This is a genomic window from Clostridium sp. DFI.5.61 (assembly GCF_024462915.1).
Classification (GTDB): Bacteria; Bacillota; Clostridia; order Oscillospirales; family Oscillospiraceae; genus Lawsonibacter; species Lawsonibacter asaccharolyticus.
This window is the reverse complement of sequence record NZ_JANGBZ010000034.1, coordinates 1-16,100: the sequence shown is the minus strand read 5'-3', so window position 1 is coordinate 16,100 and position 16,100 is coordinate 1. Positions and strand designations below refer to the sequence as shown.

The following is a 16,100-nucleotide window of genomic DNA, read 5'->3' as shown; positions in this document are numbered from 1 at the left end:
AGCCCCGCCCGCCTTGCTAGTAGGAAATCAAGGGGCGACAGCAAGGGGTGCTGCCGCCCCGCACTATTATTCAGAGAGGGGGGAATTTCAATGACCGAGATTGAATCCTATCAAGAGTACATCCGGCTCAGGCACAACGCCTTTTGTAAAACCGTCATTCGGTATGCCGCCATTGGGAAAATCATACGGCTGCGGCAGAAATAGAAACGGGAAATTTCCCTTGACTATCTGACAAATGTGAAGTTTGTCCAATTTGCCGAGCTGGAGCTGGATGAAGAACACCCCTTTACCGTCTGCGGCCAAACCATCCTATTGAGCAACGCCGCCCTTGCCGACGCGATCTCTGCTTTGCCGGAGCAGACACAGGAAGAAATCCTGCGCTATTACTTTCTGCGCCAGCCGCAGCGCGTGATCGGCGCGTGTATTGGCCGGTCATGCAGCACAGCGGGGCGGCATATCCAGACTGCCTTGCAGAAACTGCGGGAGAAAATGGAGAGGTGCCGCCATGAGTAAACTTCTCCCCTATGAAACCATTGTCAAAGCCTGTGAGGGCGACCCGGAAGCCGTGAACGCCGTTCTGCTCCACTACGCCGGATATATCCGCTATTTCTCCAAGGTGAACGGACAGGTCAATGCCGAGGTTGAGGACTATGTGAAACAACGGTTAATTGACTGTCAATTCAAGTTCCGGCTTGACGAACCGCCGGACAAGCCATAAAAACTGAATACCAGCCGCCACCAGCGCGGCCAGCGAAAGCAGTAAGTCTTGAAAAAGATTTACTGCTTTTTTGTTGTCTGGCTCCGCTTCCAGCCATTTTGACCCCTGCCGGTTGTAGTAGTAAGTGAGGGGGGAATTTTTCTGCCCTGGTGTTTGGCATTTGGAGCATTTACCCGTAGTAGAGAGCAAAGAGAAAGGCTTTCTCCAGCACCGGGTAGAAACCACTGCGCCCGGTGTCATTTTAGCGAAAGCGGGCAGGAATACCCTTTGCAGGATTAGTAGTAGCAGAAAAGGAGAAATAGATTGCAAAAGCGGCTCCCGATGAACGAGTAGTAGGCAAAGGGAAATTTGAAAAAAGCATTTATATAAGCCGGGAAAAAGTGGCGAACGGAAGTGAGGGGAAGTTTGCAGTCACGGAGAGCAAGTTTCTACCACGGTGCCAAAATCCGCAATTCTGCGGTTTTGCCCCTCGCGGGAAACTTGTTGGGGAGTGCCTTCCCCAAACCCTGCTTATCGTCCTCGCGGACTGCATATCATTTACTTCCGCGCCAGCGCGAAAGTTCATTCATTCCGTCGCTTGTCCTCTCCCCACGCAACCCGCTTCGCTGGGCTTGCGCGGGGGCCCCATGAGCGCCGCCCACGAAAGGAGGTCACACTATGCGAAAGAAATACAACACACCCCACCGCAGCCGCGTTGTGAAAACCCGGCTGTCCGAAGAAGAATACGCCGACTTCACAGCGCGGCTTGCGCCTTATGGTATCAGCCAGTCCGAATTTCTCCGGCAGGCAATACGGCGGGCGACCATACGCCCCGTTGTCCATGTGTCGGCGGTCAATACGAACTTCTTTCCGCTGTCGGGAAGCTGACAGCCGAGTACGGCAGGATCGGTGGCAGCCTCAATCAGATTGCCCGGTATCTGAACGAGTACGGCGTACCCTACCATGCGCTGTCCGGCGAGATACGCGCCACCATAGCCGACCTTGCCGCCCACAAGTATGAAGTCCTCAAGAAAGTAGGTGACGTGGTTGGCAACACTCAAGCATTTAGGCTCTAAGAACGCCGATTACGGAGCCGCCGAAGCCTATCTGACCTTTGAGCATGACGAGTTTACCATGAAGCCCACCCTTGACGAACAGGGGCGGCTGATCCCCCGCAAGGATTACCGGGTGTCCACGCTGAACTGCGGCGACGAAGACTTTGCCGTTGCCTATATGCGCTCCAATCTCCGCTACAGGAAGAACCAGCGGCGGGAAGATGTGAAAAGCCATCACTACATCATCAGCTTTGACCCACGGGACGCGGCACACAACGGCTTGACCGCAGACCGGGCGCAGGCGTTGGGCGAGAAGTTTTGCGCCGAGCATTTTCCCGGACACCAAGCCCTGATATGTACCACCTGGACGGACATAACCACAGCGGCAACATTCATGTGTATATCGTCATCAACAGCCTTCGGGTTGAGGAAGTCCCGTTCCTACCCTACATGGACAGGCCAGCCGACACGAAAGCCGGGTGCAAGCACCGCTGTACCGATGCTGCCTTGCGCTACTTCAAATCCGAAGTCATGGAGATGTGCCACTGGGAGGGGATTTACCAAATTGACCTCTTGAACGGCAGCAAGAACCGCGTCACAGAAAGAGAGTATTGGGCGCAGAAAAAGGGACAGGCCGTGCTGGACAAACAGAACGCCCCCATGTTTGCGGAGGGTATCACACCCCGGCAGACCAAGTTTGAAACGAACAAGGAAAAGCTGCGGCGGACCATACGCAAAGCCCTTTTCACCGCTGCCAGCTTTGACGAGTTTTCCTCTCTGCTGCTGCGGGAGTGCGTGACCGTCAAGGAGAGCCGGGGGCGGCTTTCCTACCTCACGCCGGACAGGACAAAGCCCATTACCGCCCGGAAGCTGGGCGACGATTTTGACCGCGCCACCGTTCTTACGCTTTTGAAACAGAACGCCGCCAGAGCAGCCGAAACGCCCACCATCCCGCGCACCATAAAAGACTGTTTGCAGGCCGCCAGAGCCGAGATAGCTGCCCCCAAACAGGACGGTGTGCAGCGGCTTGTGGACATAGCCGCCAAGAGAGCCGAGGGCAAGGGAAAAGGCTACGAGCATTGGGCAAAGATACACAATCTGAAACAGGAGGCAAAGACACTGAATGTGTATCAAGAATACGGATTTACTTCCCCGGAGCAGCTGGAAGCGGACATAGACACCGCCTATGCGGAAATGTGGCAGACTAACGGCGAACTGAAAACGCAGGAAACCAAGCTGCAAGGGAAAAAGGAGCTGCAGCGGCAGGTGTTGGTCTACGCCCAGACCAAGCCCGCCCGCGACGGGGTGAAAGCGCAGAAATCCCCCAAAGCCCGCGACGCATACCGGCAGGCGCATGAGAGCGATTTTATCATAGCCGAAGCCGCCGCCCGGTATTTCCGGGAGCATGGCATTACCAAACTGCCCGCCCGGAAAGCGTTGCAGGCCGAGATCGAGCAGCTTATTTCCCCAAAAGACAGCCTTTACAACGGCTACCGGGAACAGAAACGGCGGTTCAAGGAGTTGCAGACAGTCAAACGGAACATCGACCAAATCCTGCGCCGGGAGGAACCGAAGCGCAGAAAGGAGCAGAACCATGAGCGATAACCCGCCCCGCATGGACTACCGCCAGCACCGGCGGGCGCGGCGGCTGGTACATGAGTGCTGTAACTACGACGATGGGAACTGCCTGCTATTGGACGACGGGGAGCCTTGCGTGTGTGTTCAGAGCATTTCCTATTCCTGCTAAAATGGGGTCCCCACAAAGTCATTGACTTTGTGGGGAGAGGAGGAGCAGCGGAATGAGTGAGCTTTCCCGCCAGCAGGGAAGCGAGGGATATGGAGCTTGCGACGACGAGGTTCCGTGTGGCTGTCCTGCCCCTTGACGGGGAGCTGTCCGCAGCATTCTTGTACCGGGGAAGCCGGAAACGGTGCGCGGTCTGCGGGGCGGCTTTGCCCCCAAATCCAACCGGGGAAAGTACTGTCCCGACTGCGCCGCCAAAGTACGCCGCCGCAAGGAAGCCGAGCGACAGCGCAAACGCTACCAACTTTCTACGCATTTAAGGGTTTTCAAACCCTTGTAAATCAAGGCTTTTTACCTACCCTCAATAGTGGCTTGATACATTTCTTTTTCCCTCAGAAACGGTGTTCTATATGCGTACAAACGCCCTAAATCCACCCAAAGGAGGAACCATGTCAGATAACCGAAAATATTACTACCTGAAGCTGAAAGAGAATTACTTTGACGAGGACGCTATCGTGCTGCTGGAGAGTATGCAGGACGGCGTACTCTACTCCAACATTCTCTTGAAGCTGTACTTAAAGTCGCTGAAAAATGGCGGGAAGCTGCAGCTTGATGAAAATATCCCTTACACCGCGCAGATGATTGCCACCATTACCCGCCAGCAAGTCGGCACCGTAGAACGGGCCTTGCAGATCTTTATGAAACTGGGGGTTGTGGAGCCGCTGCAAAACGGCGCACTGTATATGAGCAACATTGAACTGATGATCGGCCAGTCCTCTACCGAGGGGGAGCGGAAACGGCGGGCAAGTCTGACTTTGCAGGAGCAAAAGGCCTTGCCAAAGGCCGGGGCGGACAAATGTCCACCATATCAAGCGGACATTTGTCCACCAGAGTTAGAGATAGAAAAAGAGAGAGCACGAGAGTTAGATACGGGACAACCCGCCCGCGCCGCCTATGGCCGGTATGGAAATGTCTTTTTGACCCAATCGGAACTGGACGGGCCGAAAGCTGATCTGCCCGGCAAATGGGACTACTACATTGACCGGCTATCCTGTCATATCGCGTCCAGCGGCAGGAAGTATCACAGCCATGCCGCCACGATTTACAAATGGGCGCAGGAGGACGCCACCAAGAAACCCTCGAAAAGGGCATACCCGACTACTCATGCAAGGAGGGCGAGAGTTTATGAAGAACGAAATCAACGCTGTTTTGGAAAATATGAAGGCCACCACACCGGAGCGGTCGGACTACACCAGCGAGGACGGTTTGCTGCACTGCGGCAAGTGCCACAAACCAAAAGAAGCCTACTTCCCGGAGGGCAAGGCATTGTTTGGGCTTGACCGCCACCCGGCAGAGTGCGACTGCCAGAGAGCCGCCCGTGAGGAGCGGGAAGCCGCCGAACAGCGGCGCAGGCACCTTGACACCGTGGAGGAACTGAAACGCTGGGGCTTTACCGACCCCACCATACGGGACTGGACTTTTGAAAACGACAACGGCAGGAACCCGCAGACCGAACTTGCCCGCCGGTATGTGGAGCATCGGGAGGATATGCGAACCGACAATATCGGCTGCCTGTTCTGGGGCGGTGTGGGAACCGGCAAAAGCTACCTTGCGGGCTGTATCGCAAACGCCCTCATGGAGAAAGAAATCCCTGTCCACATGACGAACTTTGCCCTTATCCTCAATGACCTTGCCGCTAGTTTTGAGGGGCACAACGAGTACATTTCCCGTCTTTGCCGCTATCCGCTGCTGATCCTTGACGACTTCGGCATGGAGCGCGACACCGAGTACGGGCTGGAACAGGTTTTCAATGTGATAGACAGCCGTTACCGCAGCGGTAAGCCGCTGATCGTCACGACCAACCTCACGCTGGACGACCTGCGGAATCCGGAGGACACCGCCCATTCCCGGATTTATGACCGGTTACTTTCTATGTGTGTTCCGGTACGCTTTACCAGCGATAACTTCCGGCAGGAAGCCGCACAAGCTAAGCTGGAACGGCTGAAAAAGCTAATGTGATAAGGAGGCGGTACGATGAAAGAAGTTCCCATCTGGGAAAAGAGCAATTTGAGTTTGGAGGAAGCTGCCGCCTACTCCAGCATAGGGATTAACAAGCTGCGCGATCTCACTAATGAAAAGGACTGTCGGTTTGTACTATGGGTAGGGAATAAGCGCCTGATCAAGCGCCGCCTGTTTGACCAATTCATCGAGCAGATGTATTCCATCTGAAATTTGTGGTGTGAAAGACTGCCTGAATATGGTACAATCAAAGTGTCATACCAAGGCTCTTTCCATTACGGAAAGGAGTTTGACAATGTCCGAAAAGCGCAAAGACCATAAGGGAAGAATCCTGCGGACAGGAGAGAGCCGGAGAAAAGACCTGATTTATCAATACCGCTATACGGATATCCGGGGAAAGCGCCAGACGGTTTATTCCTCTGATTTAAGGGAACTGCGGGAAAAAGAGAAAGAAATCCAGAAGCAGCTTGACGCGGGAATCGACTATGCCGCCGGAAAAATCACCGTCATAGAACTGGTAGAGCGGTATATCGGCCTAAAGCAGGGCGTCCGCTACAACACGAAGGTTGGATACAATTTTGTGCGGAATCTGATTCGGCAAGAAGATTTTGGATACCGCCCGATCTGGGATATCAAAGTATCCGATGCCCAACAGTGGATCATGAAGCTGCACGGCGACGGAAAGGGAGACAGCACCATCACCAGCATGCGGGGCGTTGTCAAACTGGCATTTCAAATGGCCTGCAACGAGGATATCATCCGAAAAAATCCCTTCGACTTCAAGTTGGTGGAGGTCGTTCCCAATGACTCGCAGAAGCGAATCACCATGACCCAGGAGCAGCAGGAAATCTGGATGGGTTTTATTCGGGGTGACAAGACCTACCGCAAGTATTACGATGAGTTTGTAGTCCTGCTGGAAACCGGGATGCGGGTGAGCGAGTTCTGCGGCCTGACCAAAAGCGATCTGGATTTTGAGAACCGTCGTATCCGGGTGGATCACCAGCTCGTCCGGGAGCGGGGCAGCAAGTACTATGTGGAGAAAACAAAAACCGAATGTGGCTGTCGTTTTATTCCCATGACGGATACGGCGTACCAGAGCCTTAAAAATATCCTGGCTCGTCGCAAGACACTCAAAGCAGAGATGATCGTCGACGGATACACCGGATTTTTGCTGCTGGATAAGGACGACAAGCCCAAGGTGGCACTGCACATCGAAAATGAGATGCGCTGGGCCATGAAGAAGTATCGCAAGCTGTACCCGGACAAGCCCCTGCCGCACATTACTCCCCATGTGTTCCGTCATACCTTTTGCAGCAACATGGCCAATGCGGGTATGGATATCAAGAACTTGCAGTATGTGATGGGCCACTCCGATGTGGGGGTGACACTGAATGTCTACACCCACGCCAGCTTTGACCGGGCAGCCGAACAGATGGCAAAAATCCTTGCGTTCCCCGCTGTGACAGCTTGAAAAATCAGGTCAAATCCGCAGTTGGTACTACACCAATTACTACACCATTTGCCAATGAAATTGCGTAGATTTACGCAGATTTGCGTGGGCAGCATGGCAACCACAACGAAAAGAAAAAGCGCCGAAAAGCCAGTCATATCAATGGTTTGCAGGCTTATGAAGGGATATATAAGAGATGACCAAAATACTATTTGTTTGCCACGGCAATATATGCAGGTCGCCCATGGCGGAGTTCATGCTGAAGGACCTGGTCAAAAAACGCGGGATGGAGAGGGACTTTCTGATCGCCTCCTCTGCCACCAGCGCGGAGGAGATCGGCAACCCCGTCCATCCAGGCACGGCGAGCCGGCTGGCCCGGGAGGGCATCTCCACAGCGGGGAAATATGCCGTGCAGCTGAAGCGGACCGACTATGACCGTTACGACTATTTTCTGGGCATGGATCAATGGAACGTCCGCAATATGAAGCGGATCTTGGGGGGAGATCCGGAGAACAAGGTGCACCTGCTGCTGGACTTTACCGGGCGGCCGGGGGAGGAGATCGCAGACCCCTGGTACACAGGAGACTTTGAACGCACCTATGCAGATATCCTGGAGGGGTGCACCGGCTTCCTCCGACAGCTGGAGGGGCAGGGGACATAGACTGCAGCGGAGGACGGCCGTCCCCCGCGCCATATTAGAAGAAAAGAGAAAGATGGCGGCCCCGGATTTCCGAGGCCGTCATCTTTCTCAGGTATTACGCCTTTTCAAACTCACTCTTGCCCAGACCACACACGGGGCAGACCCAGTCGGAGGGGACATCCTCCCAGGGCGTGCCGGGAGCCACGCCGTTGTCGGGGCCTCCCACGGCAGGGTCATATTCATAGCCGCAGGGGCAGACATATTGATCCATCATGACCGCTCTTTTCTCGGGGACAGAGGATCAGCCAAAGTAGCACTTCAGCAGGCCCTCGAACGCCTTGCTGCGGCGGGCCTCGTCCCGGGCCGTCTATCCTCGCCGGATCAGCAGGCCGTTTTGCGTTCTATGGAAATGCAGTAATTTCAAGACTTTTGCCTCCGTCTCCATTCTAAATAACAAACAGCCAACGCCCAAAGCAGGCGTTTTCGAGAAAGTGCTGCCTTTCTATCCGCTTTTGGGAGACATATCATGGATAAACTGGATGATGCAGGTGTTTAGTCACTAGCAAATAAGCATTGGATGTTCCAATACACCATCGCGGTGGATGGCCCAAAGAAGGATGTCCGCAAGAGAAATAACAAGTTCGGCAATCCTACGAAGACAGAGACGGAGGCAATTAGAGCCAGAAACAAATGCTGCTCATATTCCAGATGGGGGCCAAAGACAATATCGAAACGGCAAAGTCGGCATACAAGGTATTCTCGTCTAATGGAAAGCACTTTTTGGTCAAGTATGCTCCCTATGCTCTGCATTTTATGGAATATTTGGGCTCGGCGTTGGCTTGGAGGTATTCTTTCAAAAGAAGAAGTCGGTTGCAAATGTAGTAATTTCCGTAGTTGGGTATAGATTTTACCTCCTTGTGCGGGGTTCTTATAATTATAACATGCCGACAGAAAAAAGGGGTGGTAAACACCCCTTTGATCAGTTTTACACTTTTTCGAGATCAATGATCTTTCTGATATCGCTAATCTCCAATGCGGTGGCAATCTTACCTAAGTGTTCAAAATTGATAACAGTTCGAGTGCCTCTCACAATATCGCTTATTGTTGATTCCCGTACTCCCGCCATCTCGGCGAGTTTTTTCTGTGTTATACCTTCCTCTTCAAGAAGTTCTTTAACACGAAGTTTGACACGGTAGCTCATACCAGACTAATTCCCTCCATGCTCGAAAGTACCATGTAGGCATAATTCCAAAGGCTGGGGTCTTTTCCAAAAACAGTAGGCTTATCGCCCAAAGAGCCAGCCAAATCCATAACACTTCTTGTGAGTCCGACTTTGTGCTTGTTCCAAACAGCGATGGGATCTTTGCCGTCCATCCACTTATACTTGCCTGAGGTGATATCATACTCGAGAAGAACTCTGAATGCCGCCAGAATGGGATAGAGAAGACCATCGGGAATTTTGTAGTAAATATCACTCATACAGAATTTACTCTTGCCGACGGGGCTGCCCTCTTTGTAGCCAGAATAGGACTTTCGACCGTACATACGACCATTCTCGTTATAAGCTACAGCAAACTCAGTTTCGATGGCATCGTAAAGATCAAACAGATCGGGAATGACATTCACAAATTTTCTGTAGTGCTCGGGGTCGTCCAAATACTCATTCAGCATGGCCTGTTTGCCAGAGTATGCTTTGGTAGGATGCTCCGCACTGTTATACTTATCGATGTTGAACATACAAATGATAGAAACGATATCGCGCGCGTCGATCATTTTCAGAGCCTTTTTGGTATCGGTGTCTTTTGTGATCTGATTCTGCTTAAAGGAAATTCTATTAAAGAAGGGAAGTCCCTCGAGGCCTTCCTTGATGGGATCGAACTTCTCTCTCAGTTCTGCCATAGACTTTGCATCGACTGCGATAGAAGTATTACGAGCTTCAGCCAGATCGGCAATCATTGCTTCGACGCCAGTCATTACTTCAAACTGAACATACTGTTCCAGGACTTTATCCTTGTTCTCAAGAAGGATCTTGTAGGTATGTCCGCCATCAATGTTGCCATGGCAGCTTTCATCCTCGAAATCAATGGTTACTTCCTGCAAGCGGTTATCATAACGCACTCTCTTTGCGGAGAGAATGATGCCTCTGTTCTTCAGGTGGAACTGGCCGTCATTACTCAGCAGAGACTCTGTGATTGCATTTGCCACAGTAGAGTTGAGTTTCTGATCGCGGGGGTTTGTGGACATGGGAATACCCTCGGGGACATCGCAGGTCTTGGCATAGAAAATGTACTTTCTCGGAGTTTCGTTGCCAAGAGGATCATCAAACTTCCTAAAATTGTTGTCGCTTACCTTAATTGTCTTTCTAATCATAATTACCTCTTTCTGAAGACCAGGCTTCGAATTATGTGTACGAATGCATTTGCATATCGCAATATCAGAATAACGAAATATCGATATTTTGTCAAGGGGGTAAAATTAAAAAGTTTGGAAGGAAGGCGGTAAAAGGCTTTGTAGAGGTTGCCATAGACCTTCTTGAAGCCAGTAATATCGAAGTGATTGGAGAGGACAGAAGCCCAGTGGATGATGTAAGTCCCTGCGGTCAGTCCCTCAACCTCACGCACCAAAATTTCAGCCTTGATAGTGTCGCGGATGTCGTTGGTCTTGGCTTGAGCTTCTTCCATGGGGGCTTCCACCTTGGAAACCAGTTTGTTCTTGCAAGTTGTTCAAAAGAAGTGAAAATTTCTCATAAGTTATCAGTTTTGCTTTATTTTTCGATATTAGGAGAAAAACCACTTAATATAGGTGCAATTCAAGAAAGTTGCACATGTGAAAGTCAAAAAAGTGTGATACGGAGAAAAGTTACACCCAACTTGCACACCTGCGCGGCGGAAGCGCAAAAAGAGAGGGAACCGGTTTCCCGATTCCCTCTCAAAAAGTGCTTATTAACTGGCCGTTTATCCGGTATTGATTAGCCGAAGTAGCGCTTCAGCAGGCCCTCGAAAGCCTTGCCGTGGCGGGCCTCGTCCCGGGCCATCTCGTGCACGGTGTCATGGATGGCGTCCAGGCCGTTCTTCTTGGCGCAGGCGGCCAGCTCGAACTTGCCGTTGGTGGCGCCGTACTCACAGTCCACACGCCAAGCCAGGTTGGCCTTAGTGTCAGCCTTCATGTTGGCCTCCAGGTCCTCGCCCAGCAGCTCAGCAAACTTGGCGGCGTGCTCGGCCTCCTCATAGGCGGCCTTCTCCCAGTACAGGCCGATCTCGGGATAGCCCTCCCGGTGGGCCACGCGAGCCATGCACAGGTACATGCCCACCTCGGAGCACTCGCCGTTGAAGTTGGCCATGAGCTGGTCAAAGATGTACTTCTTGTCCTCAGCGCTGATATCGGGGTTGTTCTTCACAGTCTTGGCATAGATGCCGAACTCATGCTCGGCAGCCAGCTTCATCTCGCCCACCTGCTCCACGAACTTGTCCTTAGGAGCCTTGCAGATGGGGCAGAAGTCGGGCGCGGTCTCGCCCTCGTACACATAACCGCAAACGGAACAGACAAACTTTTTCATGATAATTTTTCCTCCTGTTTTATTTTATTTTGGCAATTTTCACACGTGCCGTAGAAGATGAGCTCATGGCGCTGGACCAAGAACCCATATTGCGCGCTGACGGTCTGATCCAGATCGCCGTCATCCAGCATGGGATGGGGCAGATCCATCACAGCGCCGCAGCAGGTGCAAATAAGGTGACTGTGGGGGGCAATGCACCCGTCGAACCGCTCCTGTCCCTTGACGACGCCGATGCTCTGGATCAGGCCCTGCTGTTGGAACAGGACTAGGTTGCGATAGACCGTCCCCAGGCTCAGGTCGGGGTGGGTGGGTTTCAGAGTTTGATAGACCCACTCGGCGGAGGGGTGGCAGTCGGTGCTCTGGATCGCGTTCAAAATGGCCTCCCGTTTTCTGCTGTATCTTGTGGCGCGTTCCATAGGGCCCTCCAAATAGTAATAATTCTTATTACGAAAGAATCATACCACAGAAACAGCTGCTTGTAAAGGGGAAAATCAAAAAATCCGAAAATTTTTGTGTTCAGGGCCGGGAGCTATCTTCCTTTGTATGACGGAATTTTTTCAGGATGGACTCCTCCCAGCGGTCGCCGTATTTCATCCCCAGCAGGAAGACGGCCACACCGATGATCCCCAGCAGGACCATAGCCCAAAGAGGGAGAGTCAGGGTGGCACCGCCCAAGGCGCTGGCTACCAGCAGGCCCCAGGGACGAGTGAGCACAACGATCACCAGAAAACGGGGGGTGGAGATGGCGGTGAGCCCGGCCAGAATGCACAGCAGGTCATCGGGAAAGAAGGGCAGGAGAAAGGCCAGGATGAGGAAAGTGTCTGTTTTGGCCCGGACGATGGAGAGGTACTTGTCGGAAATGGCCCGGCTCACTAGGCGGTCCGCAAAAGATTGGCCCAGCGCGCGTGCCAGGAGAAAGACCAGCAGGGAGGCGGAGAGGACCGCGGCGATGGTAAGAAAAAAGGAGGGCCAGGTGCCGAAGAGCATCCCGCCGGCGGCGGCGCTGAGGTTGCTGGGGATGGGGGCCAGCACCACAGACAGGAACTGGAGCAGGAAAAAACAGAGGTGGGAGTAGGGAGCGAACTGAGAAATATAGTCCTGAAGGGCCTGCTGGGAGGAGAGGGCGGCGAAGAAGCCGCTGCGCCACAGAAAGACGCCGCCCAGGGCGCACAGGAGCAGGACCAGGACCGCGCTGGTGATTTTCAGGAGATGTTTCATGAGGGACCTCGATCTTCTCTTTAGATTCGCGGGACAGTGGAGGCCGGCGGCGCGCCAGCCTGCATAGTCCCTATGGTATCACAGAATTGTGGCGGATGTGATAAGTTTTTCTTAAATTCTCATAAAAATGTCGAAGTGGGGCGAAAAAAGAGGGCCAGCAGGCTGCTGGCCCTCCCGGGAGGAGCGGGGAGCGGATCACAGATGAAAGCGCCTGCGCACTTCCTCGCGCAGGGCCGGTACCCGGCGCACCACGATGAGGGGGATGACCAGGGCAGCGCATACTGTGAGCACCACCAGGGACCAGCCCGGCTGCCAGCGGCCCAGGAAGTAGCGGTCGATGAGCAGCTCCACGCCGGAGAGAAAAACGCCGGTGGTGCCGATGACTAGGGTGATGCGGGAAAGGGTGCTCCGGGGCCTGGCCCCCATCATAAAGCCCAGAAACAGCAGCGCCGCCCCCAGAAGCAGGATGATGGGCAGGGCCAGATGCCAATACCATGCTGAGCCGTCCAGATCCACGGAGATCAGAAAGACGTAGAGGGCGACGGCCAGCACATCTGCAGACAGGCGGAGATAGAGGTGCATGGTGCGCAGGAGCAGCGGTGGGACCAGCCAGACCCACAGCATGGCTGCCGCGCCGATGACATAGAGGGACCAGATATGGCCGCTGCGCAGCACCAGATTGAGCAGGCCGCAGCACACCGCCACTGAGGCCAGCATGGAGGACACCAGGATGGCCAACTCCGCCTTAGAGGCGGGGGGCACCTCCCGCCGTTCGGTGGGGAAGGGGGGAGAAGAGCCGGTGTCCACCGGCTGTCGGGGGTTGACCACCGGGGTGCGGCAGAGGGGGCAGAAGGAGGCGGTGGAATCCAGCTCCACGCCGCAGTTGACACAATAGGACATACAGAACACCTCCCAGGGACCTCAGCGGGTCCGGTTGGACTCCACCTTGACGGGGATGCCTTCCCGTACCAGGTGGGTGAAAAAGCGCCGCTCCGTCTCGCTGGAGGTGCCGGTGCCGGCGAAGGTGACAGCCATGGTATTGCCATAGCTGATGGAGGCGCAGTGAGGGGAGGGCCGGGTGGCCTGCCCCAGGACGACCTCCATCCGCTGGATGTGAGGGGCCATCTCCGGCGGGACCCGGAAGAGGCCGGGATTGGTGTAGGTGGCGGAGAAGGGGCGCACCCCCACCAGCTGGTAGGAGAGGGACATCACCGGGTTCTTCAGGAAGATGGGGATCAGCTGGAGAAAGCGGTTGGTTGTGAAGTGGACATTGCCGGTGAAGCGGGCCCGCATCTCCTGGGGATTGATGTGCAGGCGCATGTAGTGGTGGACGTATCGGACCAGCTCAGGGAAGGTGTAAGGCCCCAGGGTGGGGTCCACGCAGAGCCGGACAGTGAGGATGAAGTTGCGGAGGGTGGCGGAGGGGAACCAGCCCCGGAGATCGATGGGAATGGCCAGAGCCGCGGGCCTGGGACGGCGGGGGCGCTGGACCTCCTGATTCTCCAGGATAGACTGGAGGAGCACTGCGGAGAGGTATTCGGTGATGGAGGCGCCGTACCGGGCGGCGATCTCCTTCAGCCGGTCCACGGGCAGAAAGCCCATGGTGACATTCAGGGTGTAGAAGGGCTCCGCCTGGCTGGTGTTGGAGAAAGCGGTCTCCTGCCAGCGGTCCCGCAGGACCCGCTTGCCCGCGTACCGGGCGTAGGCATCCTCCAGCTCCTCCGGACGAGGGGGATCATCCACGTCCAGCAGGCCAGGGCCGCAGGGGATGGGGTGTCCCAGCTCCCGGAGGTAGACCGCCAGCAGGGTGCGGAAAAAGGTGAGGGCCCCCGCCCCGTCAGACACAGCGTGGAAGACCTCCAGGGAGATCCGGCTCTGGTAGTAGAAGAAGCGGACCAGCCATCCGTTGTCCTCCCGGAAGCGGATGGGCTGGCAGGGGTTGGACATGTCCGGACGGACAAAGGGGCCGGGGCTGTCGTTGGGCTCGAAATAGTGCCAGAAGACCCCGGGCTTCATCCGGACGCGGAAACCGGGGAACCGGGGCATGGTTCGGTCCACTGCCCGCTGGAGGACGGCGGGGTCCACCGGCTGGGACAGGACAGCAGAAAAGCGGTAGACCGGCGAGTACTTCTCCCGCTGGAGAGCGGAGTAGAGGACGCCGGCGTTGTCCAGCCGGTACCAGTCAGGGGGACCTTTGGGCGTCTTGGACATGGCGGCGCCTCCTTTCCTTTGTGATATCAGTGTAGCATCTCCTGGGGGAAAGTACAAGGGGAGGGGAAAAAGTATAAAATTCAACGCTCCTATTCGCTGCGGCATGGGCGTGCCTTTTCTGACCTTGCGCAGGGAGAGCTGCTTGAAGAATATGCCGTGGGCGGGAGGCGGATCGGTCCTTCCCCTGGCCTCGTGGGCCTCCCACCACTTCGGAGAGCCTGGGCTCTTCGGGGGCAGGGGAGAGGAATACGGCAGTTAGATGAGGTCCATCATACCGTATCTCCACGCCCGCCGCAAGGCGTGCGCACCTGCCCGCGCGATTTTGTCAGAACGCCGCAGCTTTTCCCGGCACCGCAAACAAGGCGGCGGGGAGAGGCCATTGCCAAACGCGGCCGGATGTGGTAGGCTTGTCATGATCCAGGTCCCAGAACAGGAAGGTGAGAACGATGACACTGAAAGAGAGAGGAAGACGGGTGCGGGTGACCCATCCCACCCCCGCCCAGCGGGCGGAGGCGGAGGAGCGCCGCCTGGCCCCCATGATGAGGGCCCTGAAGGCAATCCACTCGGCCAGCTCGCCCGAGTCCATGCGCCCGGAGGACCTGAAGCGGCAGCGGGCGGCTCAGGAGGTGCTGGGCAGGCTCATCACCCCCATGATCGGGATGAAGTGGGCCCCCTTTGAGCTGGAGGGGATGAACGCGGCCTGGGTGCGGCCTGAGCGGAGCTATGACCGGAACCACGCCATCCTGTACTGCCACGGCGGGGGCTATACCAGCGGAAATCTGGGCTACTCCCGGCCGCTGGCCTCCAAGCTGTCCGGCGTGACGGGCTGGGACACCCTCTCCTTCGAGTACCGGCTGGCCCCGGAGCACCCCTTCCCTGCGGCGGTGGACGATGCGATGAAGGCGTGGGACCATCTGATGCGCCAAGGCTACGGGGCCCGGGACGTGACGGTGGCGGGGGACTCGGCGGGAGGAAACCTGGCGCTGGTGCTGTGCCACCGGCTGAAGCAGGAGGGCAGGCGGCTGCCTGCCCGGCTGATCCTCATGTCCCCATGGACGGATATGACGGCCAGTGGGAAGTCCTATACAGAGCGGGCGGAGCTGGACCCCACCATCACCCTGGACTATATCCGGGCGGTGCGTGGGGCCTATGCCCGGGACCAGGAGCTGACCTCCCCCATGCTGTCCCCGCTGTTCGGGGATTTCCGGGGCTTCCCGCCCACACTGATCCAGGCGGGGAGCAACGAGTTGCTGCTGTCCGATTCCGTGCGCCTGCGGGACCGGATGCAGGCGGCGGGGGTCCCATGCCGGCTGGAGGTCTGGAGCGACATGTGGCACGTGTTTCAGATGTTCCCCATCAAAAAGGCGGGCCAGGCCATGGCCAGCGTGGGGCGCTTCCTGCTGGAATACACATGAAAATGGTCCCTGTCCGCAGGAGAGCGGGAGGGCACAGCGGGATCAAGGAGAAAAGATCGAGGGCCGCCCCGGCAGGGGCGGCCCGCGCGGTTGTGGGG

General features: G+C 55.7%; 15 protein-coding genes and 6 pseudogenes. 12 read left to right on the top strand and 9 right to left on the bottom strand.

Going from position 1 to position 16,100, the window contains the following annotated elements; all coding sequences use genetic code 11:
- Positions 1 to 90 precede the first annotated feature (90 nt).
- From NE584_RS13730 to NE584_RS13680, 11 genes and pseudogenes are all read left to right on the top strand, one after another.
- Positions 91 to 513, top strand: a pseudogene (locus NE584_RS13730) (sigma-70 family RNA polymerase sigma factor).
- Positions 506 to 718: a helix-turn-helix domain-containing protein gene (locus NE584_RS13725; protein WP_050623383.1), complete on the top strand. Its 213-nt coding sequence runs from the start codon at positions 506 to 508 to the stop codon at positions 716 to 718. Before NE584_RS13730 ends, NE584_RS13725 begins: the two are co-directional and overlap by 8 nt.
- Positions 719 to 1,375: 657 nt before the next feature.
- Positions 1,376 to 1,773: pseudogene (locus NE584_RS13720) on the top strand (mobilization protein).
- A pseudogene (locus NE584_RS13715) lies at positions 1,745 to 3,357 on the top strand (relaxase/mobilization nuclease domain-containing protein). The pseudogenes NE584_RS13720 and NE584_RS13715 overlap by 29 nt, the downstream one beginning before the upstream one ends.
- Positions 3,347 to 3,493, top strand: a pseudogene (locus tag NE584_RS13710) (cysteine-rich VLP protein); the annotation flags it as partial. The pseudogenes NE584_RS13715 and NE584_RS13710, both read left to right, overlap by 11 nt.
- A gap of 116 nt (positions 3,494 to 3,609) precedes the next feature.
- Positions 3,610 to 3,833: pseudogene (locus NE584_RS13705) on the top strand (hypothetical protein); the annotation flags it as partial.
- A gap of 109 nt (positions 3,834 to 3,942) precedes the next feature.
- Positions 3,943 to 4,682 (top strand): annotated as a pseudogene (locus NE584_RS13700) (phage replisome organizer N-terminal domain-containing protein).
- Positions 4,679 to 5,512: an ATP-binding protein gene (locus NE584_RS13695; RefSeq protein ID WP_108980507.1), complete on the top strand. Its 834-nt coding sequence runs from the start codon at positions 4,679 to 4,681 to the stop codon at positions 5,510 to 5,512. Before NE584_RS13700 ends, NE584_RS13695 begins: the two are co-directional and overlap by 4 nt.
- Positions 5,513 to 5,527: 15 nt before the next feature.
- Complete coding sequence (locus tag NE584_RS13690; protein ID WP_108980508.1) at positions 5,528 to 5,722, top strand: excisionase; 195 nt, start codon at positions 5,528 to 5,530, stop codon at positions 5,720 to 5,722.
- 85 nt (positions 5,723 to 5,807) lie between these two features.
- Entirely contained in the window at positions 5,808 to 6,983 is a 1,176-nt protein-coding gene (locus NE584_RS13685; RefSeq protein WP_108980509.1) for a site-specific integrase, read from the top strand.
- A gap of 175 nt (positions 6,984 to 7,158) precedes the next feature.
- Positions 7,159 to 7,623 (top strand): low molecular weight protein-tyrosine-phosphatase, encoded by a 465-nt coding sequence (locus NE584_RS13680; RefSeq protein ID WP_050623389.1) that lies wholly within the window; start codon positions 7,159 to 7,161, stop codon positions 7,621 to 7,623.
- A 94-nt stretch (positions 7,624 to 7,717) separates the two neighbouring features.
- Here NE584_RS13680 and NE584_RS13675 read toward each other — a convergent pair whose 3' ends face one another.
- The 9 genes from NE584_RS13675 to NE584_RS13635 all read right to left on the bottom strand — a co-directional run bounded on the left by NE584_RS13675 (position 7,718) and on the right by NE584_RS13635 (position 14,587).
- Positions 7,718 to 7,873 (bottom strand): rubredoxin, encoded by a 156-nt coding sequence (locus tag NE584_RS13675; protein ID WP_077138703.1) that lies wholly within the window; start codon positions 7,871 to 7,873, stop codon positions 7,718 to 7,720.
- A 714-nt stretch (positions 7,874 to 8,587) separates the two neighbouring features.
- Positions 8,588 to 8,803 (bottom strand): helix-turn-helix transcriptional regulator, encoded by a 216-nt coding sequence (locus NE584_RS13670; RefSeq protein ID WP_050623391.1) that lies wholly within the window; start codon positions 8,801 to 8,803, stop codon positions 8,588 to 8,590.
- Positions 8,800 to 9,972, bottom strand: coding sequence for an AIPR family protein (locus NE584_RS13665; protein WP_050623392.1), 1,173 nt, complete (start codon positions 9,970 to 9,972; stop codon positions 8,800 to 8,802). The genes NE584_RS13670 and NE584_RS13665 overlap by 4 nt, the downstream gene beginning before the upstream one ends.
- A gap of 2 nt (positions 9,973 to 9,974) precedes the next feature.
- Positions 9,975 to 10,283, bottom strand: a complete 309-nt coding sequence (locus NE584_RS13660; protein WP_108980511.1) for a hypothetical protein — start codon at positions 10,281 to 10,283, stop codon at positions 9,975 to 9,977.
- Between the two features lie 287 nt (positions 10,284 to 10,570).
- On the bottom strand, positions 10,571 to 11,158 hold the full coding sequence (locus NE584_RS13655; protein WP_050623394.1) for an NADH peroxidase: 588 nt from the start codon (positions 11,156 to 11,158) through the stop codon (positions 10,571 to 10,573).
- Complete coding sequence (locus NE584_RS13650) at positions 11,155 to 11,574, bottom strand: Fur family transcriptional regulator (protein ID WP_050623395.1); 420 nt, start codon at positions 11,572 to 11,574, stop codon at positions 11,155 to 11,157. Before NE584_RS13650 ends, NE584_RS13655 begins: the two co-directional genes overlap by 4 nt.
- A 100-nt stretch (positions 11,575 to 11,674) precedes the next feature.
- Positions 11,675 to 12,376: a TVP38/TMEM64 family protein gene (locus NE584_RS13645; protein ID WP_050623396.1), complete on the bottom strand. Its 702-nt coding sequence runs from the start codon at positions 12,374 to 12,376 to the stop codon at positions 11,675 to 11,677.
- Positions 12,377 to 12,571: 195 nt separating this feature from the next.
- Complete coding sequence (locus tag NE584_RS13640; protein WP_108980513.1) at positions 12,572 to 13,276, bottom strand: DUF6320 domain-containing protein; 705 nt, start codon at positions 13,274 to 13,276, stop codon at positions 12,572 to 12,574.
- 21 nt (positions 13,277 to 13,297) lie between these two features.
- Positions 13,298 to 14,587 carry a hypothetical protein gene (locus NE584_RS13635; protein WP_108980514.1) on the bottom strand — a complete coding sequence of 430 codons (1,290 nt, stop codon included), beginning with the start codon at positions 14,585 to 14,587 and terminating at the stop codon, positions 13,298 to 13,300.
- A 446-nt stretch (positions 14,588 to 15,033) separates the two neighbouring features.
- Between NE584_RS13635 and NE584_RS13630 the strand changes: the two genes are divergently transcribed.
- The gene (locus NE584_RS13630) at positions 15,034 to 16,002 is read left to right on the top strand and encodes an alpha/beta hydrolase (RefSeq protein WP_108980515.1); all 969 of its coding nucleotides are present in this window, start codon (positions 15,034 to 15,036) and stop codon (positions 16,000 to 16,002) included.
- Positions 16,003 to 16,100: the final 98 nt, after the last annotated feature.